This window comes from Nocardioides sp. SLBN-35 (genome assembly GCF_006715725.1).
Classification (GTDB): Bacteria; Actinomycetota; Actinomycetes; order Propionibacteriales; family Nocardioidaceae; genus Nocardioides.
Window position 1 is genome coordinate 284,554 of sequence record NZ_VFNU01000001.1, and the last position, 23,804, is coordinate 308,357.

Genomic DNA, 23,804 nt, shown 5'->3' on the forward strand with positions numbered 1-23,804 from the left:
TCGACCCTCCGTCGCTGGACAGTGCTCGTGGATAAGGCAAAGCAATCCTGCCAGTCGTCCCGACGGGGCGGGGTGGACTTCGTTAGAATCCGCTGGTGAGTCCGCAGACGTCCGACGCCCCGGTGCGGATCGATCGCGGCCAAGCGCTTCGCTTGCCGCCACATCGCGATCATTGCACCGACGTCGAAGAACTGGCCGCACTTGCGAAGCGGCTCCGCGGCAGAGGGAAACGGCCACTACTCGCGGCCGATCTGTTCGCCGGCGCTGGGGGCATGAGCCTTGGACTCGAGGACGCCGGGATGAAGGTCGTCTTCGGCGCCGACTTCGATCCCGAGGCGCTCCAGACGCACCGGCATCACTTCGGCGGCATGGCCGTCGGCTGGGATCTCGGCGACGCCCAACGCGTCCAAGAAGTTGGCGAGATCCTTCGCGCGATCAACATCGACGTTGTCGCCGGCGGTCCTCCCTGTCAACCGTTCTCCAAGGCCGGACGCTCCGGCATGCGGTATTTGGTCCAGCACGGGCTCAGGGAGCCTCACGACAAGCGGCGCGACCTCTGGGAGTCCTATCTGGAGATCGTGCGCTCAGCTCAGCCCAGAGCAGTCATCATGGAGAACGTTCCGGACATGGCTCTGGACAGGGAGATGTTCATCCTGCGCTCGATCGTCCGCCGCCTCGAGGACTGGGGCTACTCGGTTCAGGAGCGCGTCGTGGACACCTATCGATATGGCGTGCCGCAGTTCCGCCAGCGTCTGATCCTTGTTGCGCTTCGTGACGGCATCGAATTCGATTGGCCCGAAGAGTCAAGCAAGAAGGTCACTCTCGGAAACGCGATCAGAGACCTTCCCCCCGTCGGTCCGAAGGACGGCTGGCTTGCCGACGAGACCCGCCAGTCCTGGCGTCCGTACGCCGGCCCTCAGACTGCATTCCAGCGTGAGATGCGCGTTGGCGTACCCGCGGCGCATGGGAATCGCGTGTACGACCACGTCACGCGTCGTGTTCGCGACGACGACGAGGCCGCCTTCGAATACCTCGACACGAAGACCAAGTACTCCGAGCTACCCGAAGATCTCAAGCGTTACCGCGACGACATCTTCGATGACAAGTACAAGCGGCTTGACGCAGATGACCTGTCGCGGACGATCACAGCCCACATCGCGAAGGATGGCTACTGGTACATCCATCCAGAACAGAACCGGACGTTGACCATCCGTGAGGCCGCGCGGATCCAGACCTTCCCCGACCACTTCCGGTTCGCTGGCCCGCCCACCGCCGCATTCCGTCAGATCGGCAACGCAGTTCCGCCCAGGCTGGGTAGGGCGATCGGCGCTGCCGTCACGGAGGTGTTGGGGCGCAAGTCGCACTCGCTCGCTATCCACACCGGCCTGACCCGAGGAGCTCTCGCCGATTGGGCGCGTACCTCGGAACTCGTGAGCCCGTGGCTGCGCTCAGGATCGAGATGGCTGGTCGTACTCGGAGACACGCTTCTGGGGGACGAATCATCCACAATCACAGAAGCGTTGTGGCCGGTCATTGAGGCTTGGTCGACGCCAGAGTTCTTCGTCGCAGATAAGGAGCGCGCAATCGAGGTAGCGGCGTGGCTCGGCAAGGACGAGTCCGCCCAAGCGCTTCTAGAACTCGCCACGACGGTCGGCGCCGAGGGCGGGTCTTTAGACGACGCGCATCTGGCCGATCTCGTTGGACGCGGCTTGCTGCGCCGGTCCGCTTCAGAGCTCGCGATGATCGCGGACCCAGAAGGAGAGGAGCCGGTGATCGCGAACACGGCCGCGCTCAGGGTTGCCGGCCGCTTCTTCCAGGGCACCGAGCGTTGGCTCAAGAACCGAAACTCGGATGGGCGCATCGCAGTCGGGCGGCTGATCGGCTTCGATGAGGAGAGTCGCCAAGCACAGATTGCGCTGATTGAGCTTGGTGCCAGGCTGTGCACCCCCAAAGCACCGGGCTGTGGGGAGTGTCCCCTGATGACATGGTGCCGTTACGCCCAGCGATGAGACGACAGTCAGAGGTGGAGCTGCTTGGCGAGCTCCGGATTGCGCTTGCGAAGCGTGGCGATCGCCTTTCGGAACTCAGGCAGCGTGGCCCCTTCGAGCATCGCTGCCTTGAGGGCGATCCCGACATCTCGGAGAGCGGTCTCCGAGGCCTTTGAACCCTTCCCGGCCTCGCTACGGCCACCTGCGTTCGCCGACCGTCGGTAGGCGTCATCGGCCAAGACACACAGCTCTTGGACCGGTCGTTCAAGCATTTGCCGCAGGGCAGGCGGGAGCTCGACGCTCATCTTCGCGACGTTGATCTGGAAGGCCTCGTCGAGATCGGTGTCGAAGTCGATCGCAGCCCGTGCAAGCTTCATGTGCTCATCGATGCCACGGAGACCGGACCACCCACCGTGCTGGACAAGACGATCGGCTCGGTAGATGTACAGGCCTTGCTGGCGGTTCCACTTCAGTGGACCCGAGAGCCGTTCGAACTCCTCCAGGGATGAGAAACGGTCACGCGCAGGAAGGACGACGCCACGGAATCGAACCTCGGACGATCCATCCTCCGTCTCGATCTCAAAGGTCTGCTCGGGGAGGAGGGTTCGCTCCGGCTCGTCGGGAGCGAACGGATCCCAAGGGCGGAGCTTGTCCTCATCGACGCAGACCACGACCTCGCCGCGGCCATCCACATCCCCTGCGATGAACCGGTGAAAGACCATCGCGAGATGCTCAGCGGTCTTCGACGCCAAGGACCGCAGTCGTCGTCGACCCCAACCGCTTTCGGCGTACCGCTCGGGCAGGACGCGGTCCAAGTCCTCCCAGACCACAACAGTGCCCGGCGATTCCCGCAGATACCCCTTCGCCCGCTCGATCGCCGGCGATGTCTCGTTCGCCGTGATATCCCACCGGTCGGTTCTCTCGATCCGGTTCAGGTCGAGAGTCATCACTCGGATGGCACGCTGTTTGGCTGACGTCCGTGTGACAACGGTGAGCTTGCGACACTGCGAGAAAGAACCAGTCTTCAGCCCCAGCCCGAACCGTCCGAGCTCGTTGGTCTCGTAGGTGCGGCGTGACCCGAAACGCAGCGCTTCGATCAGACCTGACTCCGTCATACCGAGTCCGTCATCACTGATAAGCACGTAAGAGTCATTCGGCTCGAACTGCGTGAAGACGTTGATGCGCGTCGCTCCTGCTGTGATCGAATTGTCGACCAGATCCGCGACTGCAGTCGGGAAGTCGTAGCCAATGTCGCGGAGCGAACCCGTCAGTCGCGCGGCGGACGGGGCGACCTCATACGTCTTGGTTCCTGCCATCGGACGATCCTCCTACAGTTCAAAGCATGCCAGGCGAAGCGTCTCGTGACCGGCGATTGGATCGGTGTGTTGCGCCTGCACTCTCACAGACGGCACTGACAGAGCCGCCCGTCTCGCCTGCCACGCGCCGCACCATGCAGGCGAACAGAGGCCGAGACACAGGGCCAGAGGTGGCGCTGCGCTCATTGCTCCATCGCGCAGGCTTGCGCTTCCGCGTCGATCTTGAGCTTCCCTTCGATCGTCGCAGACGAGCCGACATTGTATTCACGCGTGCCGGTCTGTACGTCTTCGTCGACGGCTGCTTCTGGCACGGCTGTCCCGACCACTTCGTGATGCCGAAGACTCGCGAGTCCTTCTGGCGCGACAAGATCGAGGGAAATCGAGCGAGGGACGCCGACAGCGCCGCCCGCCTTCGTACGCTTGGCTTCGACGTCCTCCGGATCTGGGAACACATTCCGCCGCAGGATGCGGCCGAGATCGTTATGGCTCGGTACACCCAGCGAGTGGCGGACAAGGACCTCGCATCGAGGCTATGAACGCGGCCACACCTCAGCACAGCGATATCCGGTGGTGGCGGCTCCAGCCACGTGCGATCGTGATCCGCTCGCGCGAAGGGAGAGACGATGACTACTTCGCTCACGGCAGACCAGCACTTCGGGCACGCCCGGCTGCTGGAGCTGTCAGCCGCCCGCGGCGCGGCGTTCCCGTCGGTGGCGGAGATGAATGAGCGGCTCGTGCACAACTGGAACTCCGTCGTACAGCCGCTTGCTGATCGTGCCCTTCGCGAGATTGGTGTCTACGTCGTACCCGGCGACCCAGCGCTCGTACGTCGCACCGTCCATGGTTCCGGCCGCGACCACCTCTTTACGACCCGTTACGGAAGCGTCGTGCGGCGCGACAGGTCCGACGATTTGACCGCCCATCTACCACCGCAAGCCGGCTTGGTCCGAGCGGGCGCCGGTAGATCGAGCGACTCGAGGAGACCTGCACCAAGCACGGGGCCGGCATCTGGGTCGTGCCCGGCAACCACGAGGACTGGGGAAGCCTCACACGGCTCTGGTCCGACCCGCAGCACACCGGCAGGCCGCTGCACCTCTCCAAGCACATCGCCATGCTGCCGCGCGGCTACCGGTTCGAGTTGGAGGGTCGGACCTTCGTCTCCCTCGGCGGAGCGACATCGGTGGATCTCGAGTACCGCTCCCGGGGCCAGGACTGGTCGCCCGAAGAAGCCATCACCGACGACGATGTCGCACGCGTCGTCGGCGGCGGGCTGACCTGCGGCTTCTCTGGTGGAGCCTAGGGGACTCGAACCCCTAACCCCCTGCTTGCAAAGCAGGTGCGCTACCAATTGCGCCAAGGCCCCCTGCTCAGCCGTACGACGGCCGAGCGGGTGTTCAGTTCTTCGGAAGCCTGTCGGTGGCCTCGGCCCAGAGGGCTTGCTCGGCCTTGCTCTCCTGGAGCTTGCGGCCGGCGATGACAACGCCGGCGAGGCCGAAGACCGCGAGAAGAATCTTCTTCATGAACCGCTCCTCCTTCGAAGAAGCCCCGGTCCGCGGTGACCGCGGCCGGGGCTTTCCGTGGGCCTAAGAGGACTTGAACCTCTGACCCCCACATTATCAGTGTGGTGCTCTAACCGTCTGAGCTATAGGCCCGGGTGACTCGCCGCTCCGGGTGGAAGCCCCTCGGCAGCAAGCCGAGGACAGACACTACCGGAGCCATGGATCTGCCGACAAAACGGGGGCGTCTCGTGACGGTTGCTGCGCGACCTCCTCGACGTCCGAAGGCTCAGGCGTCCTCGGCGAGGGTGATCTCGACGCCGCCGAGGAGGGCGGCGGACATGTTGTAGAGGAACGCGACGAGGGTGGCGGCGGCGGTGATCAGGACGACGTCGATGGCCGCGACGAGCATGGTGAAGCCCAGCACGCGGCTGGTGCCGACGTAGTCCTCGATCCGGAAGGAGGCGACGTCCTCGCCGCCGATGCCCTCCTGGATCGTGGAGTTGATCGAGTCCCACACGCCGGCGGCGCCGAGGACCTGCCACACCATCGCGACCGACACGACGGTGACGACGGCGAAGGCGATGGACAGCAGGAACGACGTCTTCATGACCGACCAGGGGTCGACCCGGGTCAGGCGCAGGCGGGCGCGGCGCGGCGCGCGACCGCGTGCCGCCCCCGCACCAGGTACGGCGCCCGGCACAGCCGGCGGGAGCGGCCCGGGCGCCGAGGGCGGGCCGGAAGGGCGGCCGGCGGCGGCCGGCGGGCGCACCACGGTGTCCTCGACGCGCTCGGTCATCAGCTCTCACTCTCCCCGTCGGCCTCGATCGTGCCCTCGGATCCTTCGATTGTGGCATCCGGAGCCTGAACCGACGATTCCGTCGAGCCTTCACCGGCCGCAGCGGCGTCCTCGGGGGCACCCTCCTCGGTGCCCTCCTCGTCGACCTCCTTCGCCTCGACCGAGCGGGCGACGACGGCGACGGCGTCGCCCTTCTTGGGGCTGACGAACTTCACGCCCTGGGTGGCGCGGCCGGTGGGGCGGAAGTCGTCGTTGATGGGGCTGCGGACGACCTGGCCGGACTGGGTGATGGAGAGCACCTCGTCACCGTCGACGACGATGAACGCGCCGACCAGCGAGCCGCGCTCCTCGTTCTCGAGCTTCATCGCCTTCACGCCGAGGCCGCCGCGGCCCTGGATCTTGTAGTCGGAGATCCGGGTGCGCTTGGCGTAGCCGCCGTCGGTGATGGTGAAGACGTACTGGACGTTCTCGTCGCTCTCCTCGTGCGCCGCGTCGGCCGCGCGGATCACGGTGAGCGAGAGGACGGCGTCACCGTCGCGGAACTTCATGCCGGTGACGCCGGACGTGGCCCGGCCCATCGGGCGCAGCTGGTCGTCGTCGGCGCCGAAGCGGATCGACTGGCCCTTGCGGGAGACGAGCAGGATCGAGTCCTCGCTGGCGACCAGCTCGGCGCCGATCAGCTCGTCGTCGTCGTCGCGGAAGTTGATCGCGATGACACCGGCCTGGCGCGGGCTGTTGTAGTCGCCGAGGCGGGTCTTCTTGACCAGGCCCTTCTTCGTCGCAAGGACGAGGTACGGCGCCTGCTCGTAGTCGCGGATCGCCAGCACCTGGGCGATCGACTCGTCGGGCTGGAACGACAGCAGGCCGGCGACGTGGCCGCCCTTCGCGTCGCGCGAGGCCTCGGGCAGGTTGTAGACCTTGGTGCGGTAGACCCGGCCGGCGGTGGTGAAGAACAGCAGCCAGTGGTGCGAGGTGGTCGAGATGAAGTGGTCGACCACGTCGTCGCCGCGCAGCGAGGCGCCACGCACGCCCTTCCCGCCCCGCTTCTGCGTGCGGTACTGGTCGGCGCGGGTGCGCTTGGCGTAGCCGCCGCGGGTGATCGAGACCACCTGGTCCTCGTCGGGGATCAGGTCCTCCATGGACATGTCGCCGGCGGCCGCGATGATCTGGGTACGCCGGTCGTCGCCGTACTTCTCGACGATCGCGGACAGCTCGTCGATGACGATCTGCCGCTGCCGGGCGACATTGGCGAGGATGTCCTTGAGGTCGGTGATGACCAGCTCGATGGCGGCCAGGTCGTCGATGATCTTCTGGCGCTGCAGGGCGGCGAGCCGGCGCAGCTGCATCTCGAGGATCGCGTTGGCCTGGAGCTCGTCGACGTCGAGCAGCTCCATCAGGCCGACCCGTGCGTCCGCGACGTCGGGCGAGCGCCGGATGAGGGCGATCACCTCGTCGAGCATGTCGAGGGCCTTCGCCAGGCCACGCAGGATGTGGGCCTCCTCCTCGCGCTTGCGGAGGCGGTACGCCGTGCGCCGCTGGATCACGTCGACCTGGTGGTCGACCCAGTTGCTGATGAACTGGTCGACCGACAGGGTCCGCGGTACGCCGTCGACCAGCGCCAGCATGTTGGCGGAGAAGTTGGTCTGCAGCTCGGTGTGCTTGAGCAGGTTGTTGAGGACGACCCGGGCGACGGCGTCGCGCTTGAGCACGATGATGATCCGCTGGCCGACGCGCGAGGAGGTCTCGTTGCGGACGTCGCTGATGCCCTGGACCTTGCCGGCGTCGGCGAGCTCGGCGATCTTCACGAGCAGGTTGTCGGGGTTGACCATGTAGGGCAGGTCGGTGATGACCAGCACGGTGCGCCCGGACTTGTCCTCGTCGACCTCGATGATCGCGCGCTGGGTGATCGAGCCGCGGCCGGTCCGGTAGGCCTGCTCGATGCCCTCGCGGCCCACGATCAGCGCGCCGTTGGGGAAGTCGGGGCCCTTGATCCGCTCGACGAGGGCGTCCTGCAGCTCCTCGCGGGTGGCGTCGGGGTGCTCGAGCGCCCAGATAGCCCCGTCGGCGACCTCGCGCAGGTTGTGCGGCGGGATGTTGGTCGCCATGCCGACCGCGATGCCGGCGCTGCCGTTGACCAGCAGGTTGGGGAACCGGGCCGGCAGGATCGTCGGCTCCTCGGTCTTGCCGTCGTAGTTCGGGGTCATGTCGACGGTCTCTTCGTCGATGTCCCGGACCATCTCCATGGCCAGCGGCGCCATCCGGCACTCGGTGTACCGCATGGCCGCGGCCGGGTCGTTGCCCGGCGAGCCGAAGTTGCCCTGCCCGCTGACCAGCGGGTTGCGCATCACCCACGGCTGCGCGAGGCGCACCAGGGTGTCGTAGATCGCGGAGTCGCCGTGGGGGTGGTAGTTACCCATGACGTCGCCGACGACGCGGGCGCACTTGTTGAAGCCGCGGTCGGGGCGGTAGCCGCCGTCGTACATGGCATAGAGGACCCGGCGGTGCACCGGCTTGAGGCCGTCACGTACGTCGGGCAGTGCGCGACCGACGATGACCGCCATCGCGTAGTCGATGTAGGAGCGCTTCATCGACTCCTGGAGGTCGACCGGCTGGACCCGGCCACCGCCCATGCCGTCGCCGAGGTTGCTCTGCGTCTCAGTCACGATTGCTCTCTCTGAGTTGTTCTACGTCTGTCTAGGAAGATCGGTAGAGATCCGGATACATGGCCAGAGGTCTCGAGACGGTCGCTGCGCGACCTCCTCGACCACCGACTAGATATCGAGGAATCGGACGTCCTTGGCGTTGCGCTGGATGAAGGAGCGGCGCTGCTCGACGTCCTCGCCCATCAGGATCGAGAAGATCTCGTCGGCCTGCGCCGCGTCCTCCAGGGTGACCTGCAGCAGCACCCGCTGGTCGGGGTCGAGCGTGGTCTCCCACAGCTCGTCGGCGTTCATCTCGCCGAGACCCTTGTAGCGCTGGATCGGCGCGTCCTTGGGCAGCTTCTTGCCCTGCTCGAGGCCGTCGCGCATGACCGCGTCGCGCTCGGCGTCGGAGTAGACGAACTCGTGCTCGTGGGGCTTGTTCCACTTGATCCGGTACAGCGGCGGCTGGGCGAGGTAGACGTGGCCGGCGTCGATGAGCGGACGCATGAACCGGAACAGCAGGGTGAGCAGCAGGGTGTTGATGTGGTGACCGTCGACGTCGGCGTCGGCCATCAGCACGATCTTGTGGTAGCGCAGCTTGTCGAGGTCGAACTCCTCGTGGACGCCCGTGCCGAGCGCCGAGATGATCGCCTGGACCTCCTGGTTGGCCAGCACCTTGTCGATGCGCGCCTTCTCGACGTTGAGGATCTTTCCGCGGATCGGGAGGATCGCCTGGATCCGGTTCTCGCGGCCCATGACCGCCGAGCCGCCCGCCGAGTCGCCCTCGACGATGAAGACCTCGCACTCCTCCGGGTTGCGCGAGCTGCAGTCGCGCAGCTTGCCGGGCAGACCGCCGCCGCCGAGGAGGCCCTTGCGGTTGCGGGCCAGGTCGCGGGCCTTGCGGGCCGCGATCCGGGCGGTCGCGGCCGCCTGCGCCTTGCGGATGACTTCCTTGCCCTCGTTGGGGTTCTGCTCCAGCCACGCGCCGAGCTGGTCGTTGACGACCGACTGGACGAAGCCCTTGGCCTCGGTGTTGCCGAGCTTGGCCTTGGTCTGGCCCTCGAACTGCGGGTTGGAGATCTTCAGGCTGATGATCGCGGTGAGACCCTCGCGGATGTCGTCGCCGGTGAGCCGGTCCTCCTTCTTCTTGATCAGGCCCCACTCCTCGCCCCACCGGTTGATCAGCGAGGTGAGCGCGGCGCGGAAGCCCTCCTCGTGGGTGCCGCCCTCGGGGGTGTTGATCGTGTTGGCGAAGGTGTGGACCGACTCGTTGTAGGACGACACCTGCCACTGCATGGCGAGCTCGAGGCTCATCGGGTTGGGGACGTCGTCGCCCGTGTCGGCCTCGGCCGCGATGATCGAGCTGACGGTGGTCTTGTTGCGGTTGAGGAAGTCGACGTAGTCGGCCAGGCCGCGCTCGTACTGGAAGACCTGCTCGAGCGCCTTGTGCCCGTCGACGTCGACCGCGTGCACCGCGCCAGATGTTGCAGTGGCGGTCGCGGCGGCGTCGCCATCGGACACAGCGCCGTCCTCGACCGCGTCGGCGAGCTCCTCGGCCTTGGGGCGGGCGTCGCGCAGCTCGATCCGCAGGCCCTTGTTGAGGAAGGCCATCTCGCGGAACCGGGTCGAGATCGTCTCGAGGTTGTAGTCGGTGGTCTCGAAGATCTCCGACGAGGCGGACCAGGTCACCGTCGTACCGGTGCGCTCGCCGTCCTCGAGCGGTCGGACCTGGCGCAGGTCGAAGTCGGGGACGCCGAGCGAGAAGTCCTGCTCCCACAGGTAGCCGCGGTTCTTGATCTCCAGGCGCAGGCTCGTGGAGAGCGCGTTGACGACCGAGGAGCCGACACCGTGGAGGCCACCGGAGACCTTGTAGCCACCGCCGCCGAACTTTCCGCCGGCGTGCAGGACGGTGAGGGCCAGGGTCGCGGCCGGCACCTCCTGGCCCGGCGCGGTGTCGGTCGGGATGCCGCGACCGTTGTCGGAGACGCTGACCGAGCCGTCGGGGTTGAGCGTGACCTTGATCGTGTCGCAGTAGCCGGCGAGCGCCTCGTCCACCGCGTTGTCGACGATCTCCCAGATCAGGTGGTGCAGACCGCGCTCACCGGTGGAGCCGATGTACATGCCGGGACGCTTGCGGACCGCCTCGAGGCCCTCGAGGACCTGGATCGCCGAGGCGTCGTAGTCGCCCGACGTCGCGGGGACCTGGGGCTCGACCTCGGGGGACTGGTCGTCAGTGGACACGCGGGACCTCATTCACTTTGGTCGTACGGGGCACGCCGGGCCGACATTTGTCGAAGGCATGGCGAAGGCCGAGTCAGGCGTCCCGAGACGCGTTCCCGGCCGATAACCCATTCTAGCCTTCTGAGGGCCTCAGGACACGCGTGGCGGCGCGGTCAGGGGACAACGGCGGGTGAAATGTGGCCGCAGACGGCCCAGAAACGGGTCTCGGAGCGCCGAACGGGGGTGTCGCTGAGCCCCGGTACGACGCCCGGGCTCCCGATCAGCCGTAGGTGTCGCGCGGGCCGCGGCTGCCGGGGGCCTTGCGGCGCCCGTGCTTCCAGCTCGGCGCGTGCGGCCCGAGCACCTCGACGACGGTGACCGTGCCGGCGCCCAGCTCCTCGTTGAGCCGCCGGACGACGGTGGCGGCGAGCAGCTTGAGCTGGGTGGCCCAGGCGGTCGAGTCGGTGCGGACCACGAGGGTGCCGTCGGTGAGCGACTCGGGCGTGCTGTGGGCGCCGATCTCCGGGCCGACGATCTCGGCCCAACGGGCGAAGACGCCGCGCACCTGCAGGTCCAGGCCCCAGCCGCGGCCGTCGATGAGCCGGTCCACCTCGCTGCCCAGGCCCTGCGGGTCGCGGCCGTCGGGGTGGGCGCTGCTGAGCTGCGGCTCGTTGCGGTTGCCGCGCCGGCGGAAGCCGCCACCCTTGCCGGGGTTGACCCGCGGCAGCCGGCGCGCGGGCGTCGTACTGGACCCGGCGGTGCCGAGCATCTGGGCCCGGGCCAGGTCGAGCCCGTCGGGACGGTGCTCCTCCGGCAGCTCCTCCTCCGGCTCGTCAGCCACGGGTCACCTCCCCCGCCGCGACGTGGAAGGTCGCCCCCGCCAGCTCCTCCGGTACGTCGGCCGGCACCGCCGCGGTGACCAGGACCTGCTCGGCGCCCGCCACCAGCCCGGCCAGCTGCACCCGGCGCTCGGCGTCGAGCTCTGCGAAGACGTCGTCGAGGATGAGGATCGGGTCGTCGCCGTCGGCCCGCAGCAGGTCGTACGACGCCAGCCGCAGCGCCAGCGCGAACGACCACGACTCCCCGTGACTGGCGTAGCCACGCACGGGCAGCCGCTGCTCGTCGCCCGGGCCGAGGGTGAGCAGCAGGTCGTCGCGGTGCGGCCCGACCAGGGTCACGCCGCGGCCGATCTCGTCGGCCTGGCGCCGGGCGAGCTCGGCGCGGAACGCGTCCTGGGTCGGCTCGGGCACGGTCGGCTCGTAGGCGATCCGGGCGTCGTCGCGCGACGCGCCGCGGGCGACGGCCTCGTAGGCCTTCCCGACGTACGGCGCCAGGTCGGCGCTCAGCGCGAGCCGAGCCGCGAGCAGCTCGGTGCCGGTCGCGACCAGGTGGTCGTCCCAGACCGCCAGCGTCGCCAGCGCGGCGTCGCGAGCCGAGCCGCGGGCGGCGTACAGGGTCTTGAGCAGGGTGTTGCGCTGCTTGAGGACGCGCTCGTGGTCGGCGATCAGGCCGGCGTAGCGCGGCGTGCGGAGCACGAGCAGGTCGTCGAGGAAGCGGCGCCGGCCGCCCGGGTCGCCCTTGACCAGCGCGAGGTCCTCGGGGCTGAACACGACGGTGCGCACGATGCCGGCCAGCTCGCGCACCCGCGGCAGCGGCGAGCGGTTGATCCGCGCCCGGTTGGCCTTGCCGGGGTTGAGCTCGACCTCGAGCACCGCGGTGCGTCCTTCGCGGACCACGGCTGCGCGGATGATCGCCTGCCCGGCGCCGGCGCGGATCAGCGGGGCGTCGGTGGCGACCCGGTGCGAGGACAGGCGAGAGAGGTAGTCGACCGCCTCGACCAGGTTGGTCTTGCCCTGGCCGTTGCGCCCGACGAACGCCGTGACACCCGGTTCGAGCTCGACGTCGACGTCGGCGTAGGACCGGAAGTCGTGCAGGCTCAGCCGTGCGACATGCATGCCTCCACCTCCCTCGGGCCCCTCACGTGACGATTCTCCCCCGAACGTGGCGCCGAAGGGGGTTTCGGCGGCGTCGCAAAACCCTAGGCTGACCCGCATGACGCAACCACCCAACCCTCCCTACGGCGCTCCCGACCCCTACGGTCAGCAGCCGCCGCAGCAGCCCCCGGCGTACGGCTACGGCGCGCCCGGCGGCCAGCCGGCGTACGGCGCCCCGATGAACGGCCCGTTCTTCATCAACTACCTCGGCCAGGAGCAGGGCCCGATCGAGTTCGGGCAGCTCGCCCAGATGGCGGTCGCCGGCCAGCTCAAGGCGGACACCGCGGTGCGCACCGCCGACAGCCAGCAGTACGTCCTCGCCAAGGACGTGCCCGGGCTGTTCTCCGACAAGGAGTGGGTGATGACGCTGATCTTCACCTGGCTCCTGGGCGGCCTCGGCATCGACCGGTTCTACCTGGGCTACACCGGCCTGGGCGTCGCCAAGCTGCTGACCTGCGGCGGCCTCGGCATCTGGTCGCTGATCGACGCCATCCTGGTCACGCTGCGCAAGGTCCCCGACGCCCAGGGCCGTCCCCTGCGCTGATGGCGACCACCCACGCGCCGGCGACCCGGCGGCTCGCGAGCTCCGAGCTCGTCGCGGCCGCCGGCGTCGTCGCGCTGGGCGTGAGCGCACTGCTCTCGCCCGACCACATCGAGGACGGGCCGGTCATCTGCCCGTTCCGCCGGGTCACCGGACTGCCCTGCCCCGGCTGCGGGCTGACCCGCTCGTGGACCTATCTCGCACACGGCTGGTGGCAGGACTCGCTGCTCGCCCACCCGTTCGGGCCGCTGCTCGCGCTGGTCGTGCTCGGGCTGGCCGTCGCGGTGCTCCGCGCACGGCTACGACGGACGCCGGCCCCCTCGCTCGACCGGCTGGTCAAGCACCCCGTCTCGCTGGTGGTGCTGGCCGCCTGGCTCGGCTTCGCGCTCGTCCGGCTGGTCCTCGCGCTCTGACCCTTCTCGGCGCAACTACCGAATTCGTCGCGAATCACCCCGCGCGACGACGAATTCGGTAGTTGCGACGTAGCCCGAGCAGCCCTCAGGACGTCGGGTTGGCCTCGCCGCCCGGCGGCGGCTCGGTGTGCACGGCGTGCCCGCCGAACTGGTTGCGCATCGCCGCGATCGCCTTCATCGCCGGGCTGTCCTCCTGGCGCGAGGTGAACCGCGCGAACAGCGACGAGGCGATCACGTGCATCGGCACCGCGTTGTCGATCGCCGCCTGGACCGTCCAGCGGCCCTCACCCGAGTCGTCGGCGTACCCGCGCAGCTGGTCGAGATGCTCGTCGTCCTCGATGGCCTCGGTCAGCAGGTCGAGCAGCCAGGACCGGATCACGGTGCCGTGGCGCCACGACTCGAAGATCGCGGGCACGTTCTCGACGATGTCGACCTTCTCGAGCAGCTCCCAGCCCTCGGCATAGGCCTGCATCATGGCGTACTCGATGCCGTTGTGGACCATCTTGGCGAAGTGCCCGGCGCCCGGCGTCGGGCCGGCGTGGACCGCCCCGCCCTCCTCGGGCTTGAGCGCGTCGAAGGCCGGCTGGACCTTCTCGATGTCGGAGGCGGCACCGCCGTACATGAGGGCGTAGCCGTTCTCGAGCCCCCAGACGCCGCCGGAGACGCCGCAGTCGACGAAGCCGATGCCCTTCTCGGCCAGCGAGGCGGCGTTGATCGCGTCGTCGGTGTACTTGGAGTTGCCGCCGTCGACGACCAGGTCACCCTCGCCGAGCAGCTCCTTGAGCTCGGCGATCGTGGAGCGGGTCGGGTCGCCGGCCGGCACCATCACCCAGACCACCTTGGGGGTGGGCAGTGCCTCGACCATCGCGGCCAGGCTCTCGACATCGGCCAGGTCCGGGTTGCGGTCGTAGCCGACCACCGTGTGGCCGGCGTCGCGCAACCGGGTGCGCATGTTGCCGCCCATCTTTCCGAGTCCGACGAGTCCGATGTGCACAGCGGTTCTCCCTCCGGTTGGCGGTGCGGCGTGGTCGGTCAGCTGAGCAGGCGGCGCGGCATCAGCAGGTAGCGGAACGACCCGCCGTCCTCCGCGTCGCTCTCGTCGCCGGTGCCGCTGATGACGACCGGCTTCGACGGCTGGGTGAAGGCGAGCTCCACGACGGCCTGGTCGATCGCGCCCAGGCCGTCGAGCAGGAAGGTCGGGTTGAAGCCGGTGACCAGGTCGTCGCCCTCGATCTCCGCGGAGACCGACTCCGAGGCCTGGGCGTCGTCGCCGGAGCCGGCGTCGAGGACCAGCGACCCGTCGCGGAAGCTCAGCTGGACCGCGGTGTTGCGGTCGGCGACGAGCGAGACGCGCTTGACCGACTCGATCAGCTCCTGGCGGTCGATCTTCGCCACGGTCAGCTTCTCGTTGGGGAACAGGCTGCGGACCTTGGGGAACTCGCCGTCGAGCAGGCGGGTGGTGGTGCGTCGTACGCCGCCGGGGCCGGTGCCCTCGAAGCCGATGATGCCGTCGCCCGAGCCGGACGCGGACAGCGCGATGGTCACCTCGGGACCGGCGGTCAGCGACTTGGCGGTGTCGCCGAGCACCTTCGCCGGCACGAGCGCGGCGAGCGTCGCGTCAGGAGTGCCGGGGTTCCACGCCAGCTCGCGCTGCGAGAGGCGGAATCGGTCGGTCGCGAGGAGCGCGATCGTGGACCCCTCGATCTCGAGGCGGACACCGGTGAGGACGGGCAGCATGTCGTCGCGGCCGGCGGCGGTGACCGCCTGGGCGACGGCGTGGGCGAAGGCGTCGCTGGAGACGGTGCCGGTCGCGGCCGGCATGTCCGGGATCGTCGGGTAGTCCTCGACCGGCAGCGTCTGCAGGGAGAACCGCGACGAGCCGCAGGTCAGCGAGACCCGGGCGCCGTCGAGCACCAGGTCGACGGGCTTGTTGGGCAGGCTGCGGCAGATGTCGGCGAGCAGGCGGCCGCTGACCAGCGCCTTGCCCTCGTCGCTCACCTCGGCGGCGAGGGTCGCACGTGCGGAGGTCTCGTAGTCGAACGTCGAGAGCACCAGGCCGTCGTTGCCCGCCTCGATGAGGAGTCCCGCGAGCACGGGCGCGCTGGGCCGGACGGGCAGGCTGCGCGCAGCCCAGGCGACGGCGTCGGCGAGGACGTCGCGGTCGACACGGAACTTCACGTCGTCGTACCTCTCACGTGGTGGGTGGGAGTTGCATCCTGCCACGTCGTCCCTGAGGTCGGGACGGCGAGGGAACGATCAGGCATTGATCCACAGATCGGAGGTCCGGAGGAGTTCCGGCGATCGAGGTCCGCATGTAGTCACGGAGTGGTCATAGCGGTGGTGGAAACTGTGGAGAACCCACGTTTCCGCAGGTGAGCGGCCAGATGTCCGGTGGATGACGGCTGTGGACGGAGTCGGGAATCACAAGAAGCGATGTGCACCGAGGGGCCCGTTGTGGAGTCCCGCGTAGGTGCCTCCACGGAATCCTCCCCGTGTAGTTCTCACAATTCCGCAGGTCTTCTCCACAGGGAGTTTCACCGGCCGGCCGGTGAAACTCGTGCTTGGACGAGGAAACTTCATCGTCCAAGCACCAGTTTTGTCAGCCGGTCTCGCCCTCAGCCCTGGCGGGCCTGCATCTTCACCCGGTTGGTCAGCTCGCTGACCTGGTTGAAGACGGCCCGGCGCTCACCGAGGAGCTGGTTGATCTTCCGCTCGGCGTACATCACCGTCGTGTGGTCGCGGTTGCCGAACTGGGCGCCGATCTTGGGCAGCGACAGTCCGGTGAGCTCGCGGCACAGGTACATCGCGATCTGCCGGGCCATCACCAGGTGGCGACCGCGGCTGGGGCCGGTGAGCTCGTCGATGGAGAGCCCGAAGTACGCCGCGGTCTGCGCGATGATGAGCGAGGCGGTGATCTCGGGCTCGCCGCCCTCGGGGATCAGGTCCTTGAGCACGATCTCGGCCAGCGTCATGTCGACGTCTTGGCGGTTGAGGTTGGCGAACGCCGTGACCCGGATCAGGGCGCCCTCGAGCTCACGGATGTTGGTCTGGATCTTCGAGGCGATGAACTCGAGCACGTCGGAGGGCGCCGTGAGGCGGTCCATCGCGGCCTTCTTGCGCAGGATCGCGATCCGGGTCTCGAGGTCCGGCGGCTGCACGTCGGTGATCAGGCCCCACTCGAACCGGTTGCGCAACCGGTCCTCGAGCGCCTCGAGCCGCTTGGGAGGGCGGTCGGAGGTCAGCACGATCTGCTTGTTGGCGTTGTGGAGCGTGTTGAAGGTGTGGAAGAACTCCTCCTGGGTCTGGGTCTTGCCCTCCAGGAACTGGATGTCGTCGATCAGCAGCACGTCGATGTCGCGGTACTTCCGCTTGAACCGGTCCTGCCGGTCGTCGCGGATCGCGTTGATGAACTCGTTGGTGAACTCCTCGCTGGAGACGTAGCGCACCTTGGAGCCGGCGTAGATGGTGCGGACGTAGTGGCCGATCGCGTGGAGCAGGTGGGTCTTGCCGAGACCGGACTCGCCGTAGACCAGCAGCGGGTTGTAGCTACGGCCCGGCGCCTCGCTGACCGCGACCGCGGCCGCGTGGGGGAACCGGTTGGACGAGCCGATGACGAAGGTCTCGAAGGTGTACTTGGGGTTGAGGCGCGACTCGCCGCTCGGTGTCGCGGGCGCCATGCTCGGTGCCGGCATGCCACCGAGGTCGGGCGCGGGTCCATTTGTCGACATATCGACAGATCCACTTGTCGACATGGCGCCAAGTCGATCTCGCGGCTCGGCCGGCGGGACGTCCTCGCGCGGGCGCTCGTACGCGGGCGCGGTGTCGAAGGACTCGTAGGTGGTCGGCTCGCCGTAGGACGGGCCGTCGTCGTACGGCGAGGGGGTGGCCGGCTCCTGCCCGAGCTCGCGGCGCAGCGAGCTGTCGACGGTGACCGCGAGCTGGACGTCGTGGCCGAAGCGCTCGGTCAGCGCGTCCTCGAGCTCGCCGCGCAGGCGACCTTCGAGGCGCTTGCGGGTGAAGTCGTCGGGGACGGCGACGATCGCGGTGGTGCCGTGCAGGGTCACCGGGCGGCTGGCCTGCAGCCACGCACGCTGGTGGGTCTGCAGCTCGCCGACGACCGTCGTCCACTCCTGGACCAGACGTGCCGTCGCGGGATCGACGGGGGGGATGTCCGGGGCGGGGCTGGTGGTCTCGTCCTGGGGCTGATCCGGGTTGCCGGTCACGCCACTCCCTCTCGTTCGTCTGTCGTCCGTGGAGTCGGATCGTGTCCTGGTCGAGACTGGCTCCACAGGTTTGTCCACAGGTTGTGAACTCTTGCATCATCAGGCTGACAATGCCGAACCGAGGCCGGTCCGGATCGTCCCGAGCCGACTGTTTGCGCAGGTCAGCGGCACTTTCCCGAGAAGGACGGAGCTGCTGTGCGACGTACGTCGGCCGAGGCGGCCGGCACCGGCGGGGAATCCCGGATCCGTCGAACCTAACTGCCCGGTGCCTGTGGATCAACCCGCTATCCACAGGTTTTGATGTCGCTCTCATCCGACGCGCCCGGCGGCGGTCCGGGCGTCGCCGGTTTGACCCCCGATCCAGCGTCCGCGTACCGTTGATTGGTCAACCGGCGTCGACCGGTGCCGCATGTCCACGAAGCCCCGGGATCCCCCGGTCATCGTGGCTGCGCGGTGCCGGCCGACATGCTGCGCGGCTCCCGATCGGAGCTCGCTCCTGGCTGCCGGAGACCCTTCCCGACATCTGCATCATCCTGAGAGGCCGATCGTGAGCAAGCGGACGTACCAGCCCAACAACCGTCGTCGCCACAAGGTGCACGGTTTCCGACTGCGCATGCGCACCCGCGCCGGTCGCGCCATCCTGGCGAACCGTCGCCGGAAGGGCCGCTCGAGCCTGTCCGTCTGAGGACGGACCAGCGTGTCCGCCCAGCGGTTCCCGTGGGGCTGACGTGCTTGCCGCCGACCACCGGCTGACCGAACCGGACCTGTTCCGGACCGCCAGTCGCAAGGGTCGTCGTGCTGGCTCGCGCACCCTCGTCGCCCACCTGCTGCTCCCTGACGAGCTGCAGGTTGTCGGCATGTCCGGGGTCCGTGTGGAGCCGGCCGATCCCGCGCGAGCGGGCTTCGTGGTCAGCAAGGCCGTCGGCAACGCCGTCGTCCGCAACCGCGTGAAGCGGCGGCTGCGGCACGCCGTACGACCGGCGCTCGAGGGTCTGCCCGCGGGCTCCGTGCTCGTGGTGCGTGCGCAGGCAGCGGCCGCGGCGGCGTCGTACCCGGAACTGGTGGGCGACCTCGCACGTTGTCTGGACCGCGTGACCTCGCAGGGTCACCCGGCCGGTCAGGAGGCGCGATGAAGTGGTTGCTGATCGGCCTGGTGCGCGGCTACCAGCTCGTCGTCAGTCCGTTCCTGGGCCCGACCTGCCGCTACTACCCGTCGTGCTCGGCGTACGCCGTCCAGGCGCTCCAGGTGCACGGGGCGTTGCGTGGCACGTGGCTGGCGGTGCGGCGGCTGCTGCGCTGTCACCCCTGGTCCCCCGGCGGCGTCGACCACGTCCCGCCGCGACGCGGTCACGATCACGGGCCGGACGAGACCCTCTCCCCCACGCGCGCTGAGCGCGACTCCGAACTCCGCCCGGCGACCGCCGGGCGTCACCCCTTCCAGCAAGGAGCCTGATTCGTGGGCATCATCGGCGACATCGGCCACTTCATCATGGTGCCGCTGTACTACATCATCTCGGCGGTGCTCCTCGGCTGGCACAAGCTGTTCGACATCCTCGGCCTGGACCCCAAGGGCGGTCTGTCCTGGGCGCTGTCGATCATCGGCCTGACCCTGGTGATCCGTGCGGCGCTGATCCCGCTGTTCGTCAAGCAGATCAAGTCCAGCCGCAACATGCAGCTGCTGCAGCCCAAGGTGAAGGAGCTGCAGAAGAAGTACGGCCACGACCGGCAGAAGCTGGCCGAGGAGACGATGAAGCTCTACAAGGACGCCGGGACCAACCCGTTCGCGTCCTGCCTGCCGATCCTGCTCCAGATGCCGATCTTCTTCGCCCTGTTCCGGCTGCTCTCGCAGGCCGCGAAGGCGGACAAGCCACACGGCTTCCTCACCGCGGCGAAGGCCCACGAGTTCGGCCACGCGAAGATCTTCGGCGAGCTGCCGATCGACGGGAACTTCTGGGCCTCGCGCACGTGGGGCCCCACGCCGCACGCGGGCGTGATGATCGTGGCAGCGATCCTGGTGCTGGCGATGACGGCGACCACCTTCACCACCCAGCGTCAGCTGATGGCCAAGAATATGCCGGCCGAGGCGATGAGCGGTCCCTACGCGCAGCAGCAGAAGATGCTGCTCTACATCCTCCCGGTGGCCTTCGGCCTCGGTGGCATCGCGTTCCCGATCGGCGTGCTCCTCTACTGGACGACCTCGAACCTGTGGACCATGGGCCAGCAGTTCTACGTGATCCGGAACAACCCGGCGCCGGGCACGCCCGCGTTCCAGGCCAAGCTGGACCGCGACAAGGCCAAGGCGGCCCGCCACGGCCACAGCGCGACCGAGACGATCACCGAAGCCGTGCCGGAGCCGGAGCAGCGGCCGAGCACGCGCCAGCAGCCCAAGCGGCAGACCCGGGCCCAGCGCAGGACCACCACGCCGAAGCCGGGCGGCACTGCCGCCGGCGCCGGCGCCAAGAACCCATCGGCCGACGGGGACGGCAACGACCCCGAGGCCGGAACCGAGAAGAGCGAGGGAGACAGCAAGTGAGCGCCGAGACCGAGACCGGTACCGAGGTCGTGACCGAGACCGAGGAGACCGAGGAGACGGTGGTCGAGACCGACCAGGCCGACGCCCCCGCCGGCGAGGGCGACCGCATCTCCCGCCTCGAGCAGGAGGGCGACATCGCGGCCGACTACCTCGAGGAGCTCCTCGACATCGCCGACCTCGATGGCGACCTGGACATCGACGTGGAGGCCGACCGGGCCGCCGTGTCGATCGTCGGTGGCGAGCTCTCCCAGCTCGTGGGCCGCGACGGCAAGGTCCTCGAGGCGCTTCAGGAGCTCACCCGTCTCGCGGTCTACCGGGAGACCGGCGAGCGCTCGCGCCTGATGCTCGACATCTCCGGCTACCGGGCCGACAAGCGGACCCGGCTGACCCAGCTCGGTGCCGAGACGGCCGCCGAGGTCGCGAAGTCGGGCGAGCCGGTCTCGCTGGAGCCGATGTCGCCGTTCGAGCGGAAGATCGTGCACGACGCGGTCGCCGCCGCGGGCCTGCGTTCGGAGTCCGCCGGTGTCGAGCCGCGGCGCTACGTCGTGGTTCTGCCGGCGTGACCACCCCCTGTCGACGTTTCACGTGAAACACGACGACGGCACCACACCCCCGGTGTCCCCCGGCCCTGAGGGCCGGGCGGACCCGGGGGTGCTGCGTGCTGCCCTCCCTACTCCCCCGGCGGTCCTGGCGGAGGTCTTCTCCGCCGACCGCCTCGATCTCGTGCTGGCGTACGCCGACCTGCTGGCGACCGATGGTGTCGTCCGTGGCCTGATCGGCCCCCGCGAGACCCCCCGGCTCTGGGAGCGCCACCTGATCAACTGCGGCCTGCTGGCCGCCGCCCTGCCCGCCGACGCCAGCGTTGCCGACGTCGGGTCCGGAGCGGGCCTGCCCGGCCTGGTTCTCGCGATCGCCCGCCCCGACGTACAGGTGACGCTGATCGAGCCCCTGCTGCGGCGTACGACCTTCCTCGAGGAGGCCGTCGAGCGCCTCGGCCTCGACAACGTCACGGTGGTCCGTGGCCGAGCGGACGCGGTACACGGGGTGGCGACCTACGACGTCGTCACGGCACGCGCCGTCGCCGCCCTCGACAAGCTGGCGGCCTGGTGCATGCCGCTGGTCGCACCGGAGGGCGCCCTGCTGGCCATGAAGGGCAGCAGCGCGGCCGAGGAGGTCGCGGAGGCCGAGGAGATCACCCGCCGGCTGGGCTGTGCCCCAGCAGTCGTGGAGGAGCTGGGCGCGGAGCTCGCGGCCGACGGTGCCGTCGAGCCGATCCGCATCGTCCGTCTGTCGTGGGCCGATCCGGCCCGCGTATCGTTGCCGCTTCGTGGCCAGCGCGGTTCTCGGGGATCGCGTGGTGGCTCGTCGCGTAGGAAGAGGAGGAAGTCGTGAGCGACTCGTTGGGTCCTGGTCCCGGGTTTTCCACCGGTCCGGAGGCGGGTGCTGAGCGTGAGTCTCCACAGAACGCCGGAAGTTATCCACAGGCTGGGTCAGAGGGGGCTGGCATGACCAAGGACCACGTTTCACGTGAAACAGGCCCAGCTGTAGCCACCGGCCCGCTCACCGCGGCCCAGCTCGCCGAGCGCGCAGCCGGCTTCGAGGACGACCTCACTCCGCTGGCCCGGGCTGCGCAGGCGACGGTCATGGTCCGCGCCGGCATCCCGCAGGAGCAGCTGAGTCGCCCGTCGGAGACCCGGATCTTCGTGGTCGCCAACCAGAAGGGCGGCGTCGGCAAGACCACCTCCACGGTCAACCTGGCGGCCGCGCTGACCCAGCTCGGCCAGCGCGTCCTGGTCATCGACCTCGACCCGCAGGGCAATGCGTCGACGGCGCTCAACATCGAGCACCGGCAGGGCACGCCCTCGTCGTACGAACTGCTCGTCGACGGGGTCGCCATCTCCGACATCTCCCAGCCCTGCCCCGACGCGTCCGGCCTGTGGGTGGTCCCGGCGACCATCGACCTGGCCGGTGCCGAGATCGAGCTGGTCAGCGTCGTGGCTCGCGAGCAGCGCCTCAAGAAGGCGCTCGACGCCCACCCGCGTATCGGCACCGCCGAGTCCGTCGGCGAGGACCGGTTCGACTACGTCTTCATCGACTGCCCGCCCTCGCTCGGCCTGCTCACCCTGAACGCGCTCGTCGCGGGAGCGGAGATGCTCATCCCGATCCAGGCGGAGTACTACGCGCTCGAGGGCCTCGGCCAGCTGCTCGCGACCGTCGACATGGTCCGCGCGCACCTCAACCCCGAGCTCGCCGTGTCGACCATCGTGCTCACGATGTACGACGCCCGCACCCGGCTCGCCGCCGGCGTCGCCACCGAGGTGCGCGAGCACTTCGGCGACCAGGTGCTCAAGACCGCGATCCCGCGGTCGGTGCGGGTGTCCGAGGCGCCGTCGTACGGCCAGACCGTGATGACCTACGATCCGGGTTCGCCGGGCGCGCTCAGCTACCTCGAAGCGGCGCGCGAGATCGTCGTCCGAGGGAGTCTCTCGTGAACGCTCAAGCCCCCCGCCGCGGTCTCGGTCGCGGACTCGGCTCGCTCATCCCGACCGCCCCTCCGACGCCCGTACCTGCCCCGGTCGCGGACGAGGATGTCAACCGGGATGCTCAGAATTCGGACTTTGCCGCTGGAGCGACTTCCAGCGCAACGGCGGACCCCAGGTCCACCGGGTCGGAGAACGGCGCTCAGATCGCGGATTCGGCTCTGGCGCCCGTCGACGGTGCCTACTTCGCCGAGCTGCCGGTCGAGCAGATCTCCCCCAACGCGGTCAACCCTCGCACCGTCTTCGACGAGGAGGCGATGGCCGAGCTGGTCCACTCCATCAAGGAGATCGGCCTGCTCCAGCCCGTCGTGGTCCGCAGGACGGCCGCTGACAGCTACGAGCTGGTCATGGGTGAGCGCCGCTGGCGTGCCACCCAGGCCGCCGGCCTCGCCACGATCCCCGCGATCGTGCGCGAGACCGACGACACCGACATGCTGCGCGACGCGCTGCTTGAGAACCTGCACCGCAGCAACCTGAACCCGCTCGAGGAGGCTGCGGCCTACCAGCAGCTGCTCGAGGACTTCTCCTGCACGCACGACGAGCTGGCCCAGCGGATCGGTCGATCGCGCCCGCAGATCAGCAACACGCTGCGCCTGCTCAAGCTCTCCCCCGCCGTCCAGCGCCGGGTCGCGGCGGGCGTCCTGTCCGCCGGCCACGCCCGGGCGCTCCTCGGCGTCGGCGACGCCGACCAGCAGGACCGCCTTGCCCAGCGGGTCGTCGCCGAGGGCATCTCGGTGCGGGGTCTGGAGGAGATCGTCGCAGTCGGCGACGGCGCCGGCGGTACGACGCCCCGCCCGCGTCGCGCGAAGCCGCAGGCGCCCGGCCTGGGCGAGCTCTCCGAGCGGCTCGGCGACCGGCTGGAGACCCGGGTCAAGATCGACCTGGGCAAGGCCAAGGGCAAGATCTCGATCGAGTTCGCCAACACCGGCGACCTGCAGCGCATCGTCGACCTGATCGACCCGCGCAACCGGAACGATCGCCCGATCTGACCGATCATCCGGTCACCGGAACGCGCGAGAGGGCGCGACCGCTACGCCGGTCGCGCCCTGTTTCACGTGGAACGGCACCAGGCCCCGGACAGGACGAACCGCGCACTGCG

The 23,804-nt window shown here is 68.9% G+C and carries 23 protein-coding genes and 2 tRNA genes; 13 read left to right on the top strand and 12 right to left on the bottom strand.

Translation table 11 applies throughout. The annotated features are described in order from the left end of the window. The first annotated feature begins 95 nt into the window (after positions 1-95). Positions 96-2,009, top strand: a complete 1,914-nt coding sequence (gene dcm / locus FBY23_RS01365) for a DNA cytosine methyltransferase (RefSeq protein WP_141796507.1) — start codon at positions 96-98, stop codon at positions 2,007-2,009. Positions 2,010-2,017: 8 nt separating this feature from the next. On the opposite strand, the gene FBY23_RS01370 is transcribed toward dcm, so the two are convergent. Continuing rightward, complete coding sequence (locus tag FBY23_RS01370) at positions 2,018-3,304, bottom strand: ATP-binding protein (protein ID WP_141796508.1); 1,287 nt, start codon at positions 3,302-3,304, stop codon at positions 2,018-2,020. Between the two features lie 56 nt (positions 3,305-3,360). Between FBY23_RS01370 and FBY23_RS01375 the strand changes: the two genes are divergently transcribed. Both FBY23_RS01375 and FBY23_RS01380 read left to right on the top strand, forming a co-directional pair. After that, positions 3,361-3,840, top strand: coding sequence for a very short patch repair endonuclease (locus tag FBY23_RS01375; protein ID WP_260806563.1), 480 nt, complete (start codon positions 3,361-3,363; stop codon positions 3,838-3,840). Positions 3,841-4,319: 479 nt separating this feature from the next. Further along, complete coding sequence (locus FBY23_RS01380) at positions 4,320-4,604, top strand: hypothetical protein (protein WP_141796510.1); 285 nt, start codon at positions 4,320-4,322, stop codon at positions 4,602-4,604. Here FBY23_RS01380 and FBY23_RS01385 read toward each other — a convergent pair. The 8 genes from FBY23_RS01385 to recF form a co-directional block, all read right to left on the bottom strand. Further along, a tRNA-Ala gene (locus FBY23_RS01385) sits at positions 4,592-4,667 on the bottom strand. The genes FBY23_RS01380 and FBY23_RS01385 overlap by 13 nt on opposite strands. Before the next feature lie 31 nt (positions 4,668-4,698). Then, positions 4,699-4,824 (bottom strand): DLW-39 family protein, encoded by a 126-nt coding sequence (locus tag FBY23_RS26375; RefSeq protein ID WP_222117689.1) that lies wholly within the window; start codon positions 4,822-4,824, stop codon positions 4,699-4,701. A 58-nt stretch (positions 4,825-4,882) separates the two neighbouring features. After that, a tRNA-Ile gene (locus FBY23_RS01390) sits at positions 4,883-4,956 on the bottom strand. A 133-nt stretch (positions 4,957-5,089) separates the two neighbouring features. Continuing rightward, positions 5,090-5,599 carry a DUF3566 domain-containing protein gene (locus FBY23_RS01395; protein WP_141796511.1) on the bottom strand — a complete coding sequence of 170 codons (510 nt, stop codon included), beginning with the start codon at positions 5,597-5,599 and terminating at the stop codon, positions 5,090-5,092. After that, the gene (gene gyrA, locus FBY23_RS01400) at positions 5,599-8,229 is read right to left on the bottom strand and encodes a DNA gyrase subunit A (RefSeq protein ID WP_141800790.1); all 2,631 of its coding nucleotides are present in this window, start codon (positions 8,227-8,229) and stop codon (positions 5,599-5,601) included. The genes FBY23_RS01395 and gyrA overlap by 1 nt, the downstream gene beginning before the upstream one ends. A 141-nt stretch (positions 8,230-8,370) precedes the next feature. Further along, on the bottom strand, positions 8,371-10,494 hold the full coding sequence (gene gyrB / locus FBY23_RS01405; protein WP_141796512.1) for a DNA topoisomerase (ATP-hydrolyzing) subunit B: 2,124 nt from the start codon (positions 10,492-10,494) through the stop codon (positions 8,371-8,373). A 247-nt stretch (positions 10,495-10,741) separates the two neighbouring features. Beyond that, a complete protein-coding gene (locus FBY23_RS01410; RefSeq protein WP_260805678.1) occupies positions 10,742-11,302 on the bottom strand; it encodes a DUF721 domain-containing protein in 561 nt (186 codons plus the stop codon). Then, positions 11,295-12,416, bottom strand: coding sequence for a DNA replication/repair protein RecF (gene recF / locus FBY23_RS01415; protein ID WP_141796513.1), 1,122 nt, complete (start codon positions 12,414-12,416; stop codon positions 11,295-11,297). Before recF ends, FBY23_RS01410 begins: the two co-directional genes overlap by 8 nt. A gap of 97 nt (positions 12,417-12,513) precedes the next feature. Between recF and FBY23_RS01420 the strand changes: the two genes are divergently transcribed. Together FBY23_RS01420 and FBY23_RS01425 are read left to right on the top strand one after the other, a co-directional pair. Further along, the gene (locus tag FBY23_RS01420; protein ID WP_141796514.1) at positions 12,514-12,999 is read left to right on the top strand and encodes an NINE protein; all 486 of its coding nucleotides are present in this window, start codon (positions 12,514-12,516) and stop codon (positions 12,997-12,999) included. Beyond that, entirely contained in the window at positions 12,999-13,409 is a 411-nt protein-coding gene (locus FBY23_RS01425; protein WP_141796515.1) for a DUF2752 domain-containing protein, read from the top strand. Before FBY23_RS01420 ends, FBY23_RS01425 begins: the two co-directional genes overlap by 1 nt. An 85-nt stretch (positions 13,410-13,494) precedes the next feature. Here the strand turns inward: FBY23_RS01425 and gnd are convergent, their stop codons facing one another. The 3 genes from gnd to dnaA form a co-directional block, all read right to left on the bottom strand. Beyond that, positions 13,495-14,403, bottom strand: a complete 909-nt coding sequence (gene gnd / locus FBY23_RS01430; RefSeq protein ID WP_141796516.1) for a phosphogluconate dehydrogenase (NAD(+)-dependent, decarboxylating) — start codon at positions 14,401-14,403, stop codon at positions 13,495-13,497. Between the two features lie 38 nt (positions 14,404-14,441). Next, on the bottom strand, positions 14,442-15,587 hold the full coding sequence (dnaN, locus tag FBY23_RS01435) for a DNA polymerase III subunit beta (protein WP_141796517.1): 1,146 nt from the start codon (positions 15,585-15,587) through the stop codon (positions 14,442-14,444). Between the two features lie 437 nt (positions 15,588-16,024). Next, a complete protein-coding gene (gene dnaA / locus FBY23_RS01440; RefSeq protein WP_222117947.1) occupies positions 16,025-17,578 on the bottom strand; it encodes a chromosomal replication initiator protein DnaA in 1,554 nt (517 codons plus the stop codon). A gap of 601 nt (positions 17,579-18,179) precedes the next feature. Here dnaA and rpmH point away from each other — a divergent pair. The 8 genes from rpmH (at position 18,180) to FBY23_RS01480 (ending at position 23,694) form a co-directional block, all read left to right on the top strand. Further along, entirely contained in the window at positions 18,180-18,317 is a 138-nt protein-coding gene (gene rpmH / locus FBY23_RS01445) for a 50S ribosomal protein L34 (RefSeq protein ID WP_075018668.1), read from the top strand. A gap of 43 nt (positions 18,318-18,360) precedes the next feature. Next, complete coding sequence (gene rnpA / locus FBY23_RS01450; protein WP_141796519.1) at positions 18,361-18,765, top strand: ribonuclease P protein component; 405 nt, start codon at positions 18,361-18,363, stop codon at positions 18,763-18,765. Further along, a complete protein-coding gene (yidD, locus tag FBY23_RS01455; protein WP_141796520.1) occupies positions 18,762-19,085 on the top strand; it encodes a membrane protein insertion efficiency factor YidD in 324 nt (107 codons plus the stop codon). The genes rnpA and yidD overlap by 4 nt, the downstream gene beginning before the upstream one ends. 3 nt (positions 19,086-19,088) lie before the next feature. Beyond that, positions 19,089-20,165 (top strand): membrane protein insertase YidC, encoded by a 1,077-nt coding sequence (gene yidC / locus FBY23_RS01460; RefSeq protein ID WP_141796521.1) that lies wholly within the window; start codon positions 19,089-19,091, stop codon positions 20,163-20,165. Beyond that, positions 20,162-20,728 (top strand): protein jag, encoded by a 567-nt coding sequence (locus FBY23_RS01465; RefSeq protein ID WP_396954424.1) that lies wholly within the window; start codon positions 20,162-20,164, stop codon positions 20,726-20,728. Before yidC ends, FBY23_RS01465 begins: the two co-directional genes overlap by 4 nt. A gap of 22 nt (positions 20,729-20,750) precedes the next feature. After that, on the top strand, positions 20,751-21,557 hold the full coding sequence (rsmG, locus tag FBY23_RS01470) for a 16S rRNA (guanine(527)-N(7))-methyltransferase RsmG (RefSeq protein WP_260805679.1): 807 nt from the start codon (positions 20,751-20,753) through the stop codon (positions 21,555-21,557). A 113-nt stretch (positions 21,558-21,670) separates the two neighbouring features. Next, positions 21,671-22,657: a ParA family protein gene (locus FBY23_RS01475; protein ID WP_141796523.1), complete on the top strand. Its 987-nt coding sequence runs from the start codon at positions 21,671-21,673 to the stop codon at positions 22,655-22,657. Continuing rightward, positions 22,654-23,694 carry a ParB/RepB/Spo0J family partition protein gene (locus FBY23_RS01480; protein ID WP_141796524.1) on the top strand — a complete coding sequence of 347 codons (1,041 nt, stop codon included), beginning with the start codon at positions 22,654-22,656 and terminating at the stop codon, positions 23,692-23,694. The genes FBY23_RS01475 and FBY23_RS01480 overlap by 4 nt, the downstream gene beginning before the upstream one ends. The last annotated feature ends 110 nt before the right edge of the window (positions 23,695-23,804 follow it).

Excerpts from the sequence above, each read along its gene's own strand:
- FBY23_RS01370 (WP_141796508.1), bottom strand. The coding sequence starts at position 3,304 with ATGGCAGGAACCAAGACGTATGAGGTCGCCCCGTCCGCCGCGCGACTG.
- FBY23_RS26375 (WP_222117689.1), bottom strand. The coding sequence starts at position 4,824 with ATGAAGAAGATTCTTCTCGCGGTCTTCGGCCTCGCCGGCGTTGTCATC.
- FBY23_RS01395 (WP_141796511.1), bottom strand. The coding sequence starts at position 5,599 with ATGACCGAGCGCGTCGAGGACACCGTGGTGCGCCCGCCGGCCGCCGCC.
- gyrA (WP_141800790.1), bottom strand. The coding sequence starts at position 8,229 with ATGGGCGGTGGCCGGGTCCAGCCGGTCGACCTCCAGGAGTCGATGAAG.
- gyrB (WP_141796512.1), bottom strand. The coding sequence starts at position 10,494 with ATGAGGTCCCGCGTGTCCACTGACGACCAGTCCCCCGAGGTCGAGCCC.
- recF (WP_141796513.1), bottom strand. The coding sequence starts at position 12,416 with ATGCATGTCGCACGGCTGAGCCTGCACGACTTCCGGTCCTACGCCGAC.
- FBY23_RS01420 (WP_141796514.1), top strand. The coding sequence starts at position 12,514 with ATGACGCAACCACCCAACCCTCCCTACGGCGCTCCCGACCCCTACGGT.
- FBY23_RS01425 (WP_141796515.1), top strand. The coding sequence starts at position 12,999 with ATGGCGACCACCCACGCGCCGGCGACCCGGCGGCTCGCGAGCTCCGAG.
- yidD (WP_141796520.1), top strand. The coding sequence starts at position 18,762 with ATGAAGTGGTTGCTGATCGGCCTGGTGCGCGGCTACCAGCTCGTCGTC.
- FBY23_RS01475 (WP_141796523.1), top strand. The coding sequence starts at position 21,671 with ATGACCAAGGACCACGTTTCACGTGAAACAGGCCCAGCTGTAGCCACC.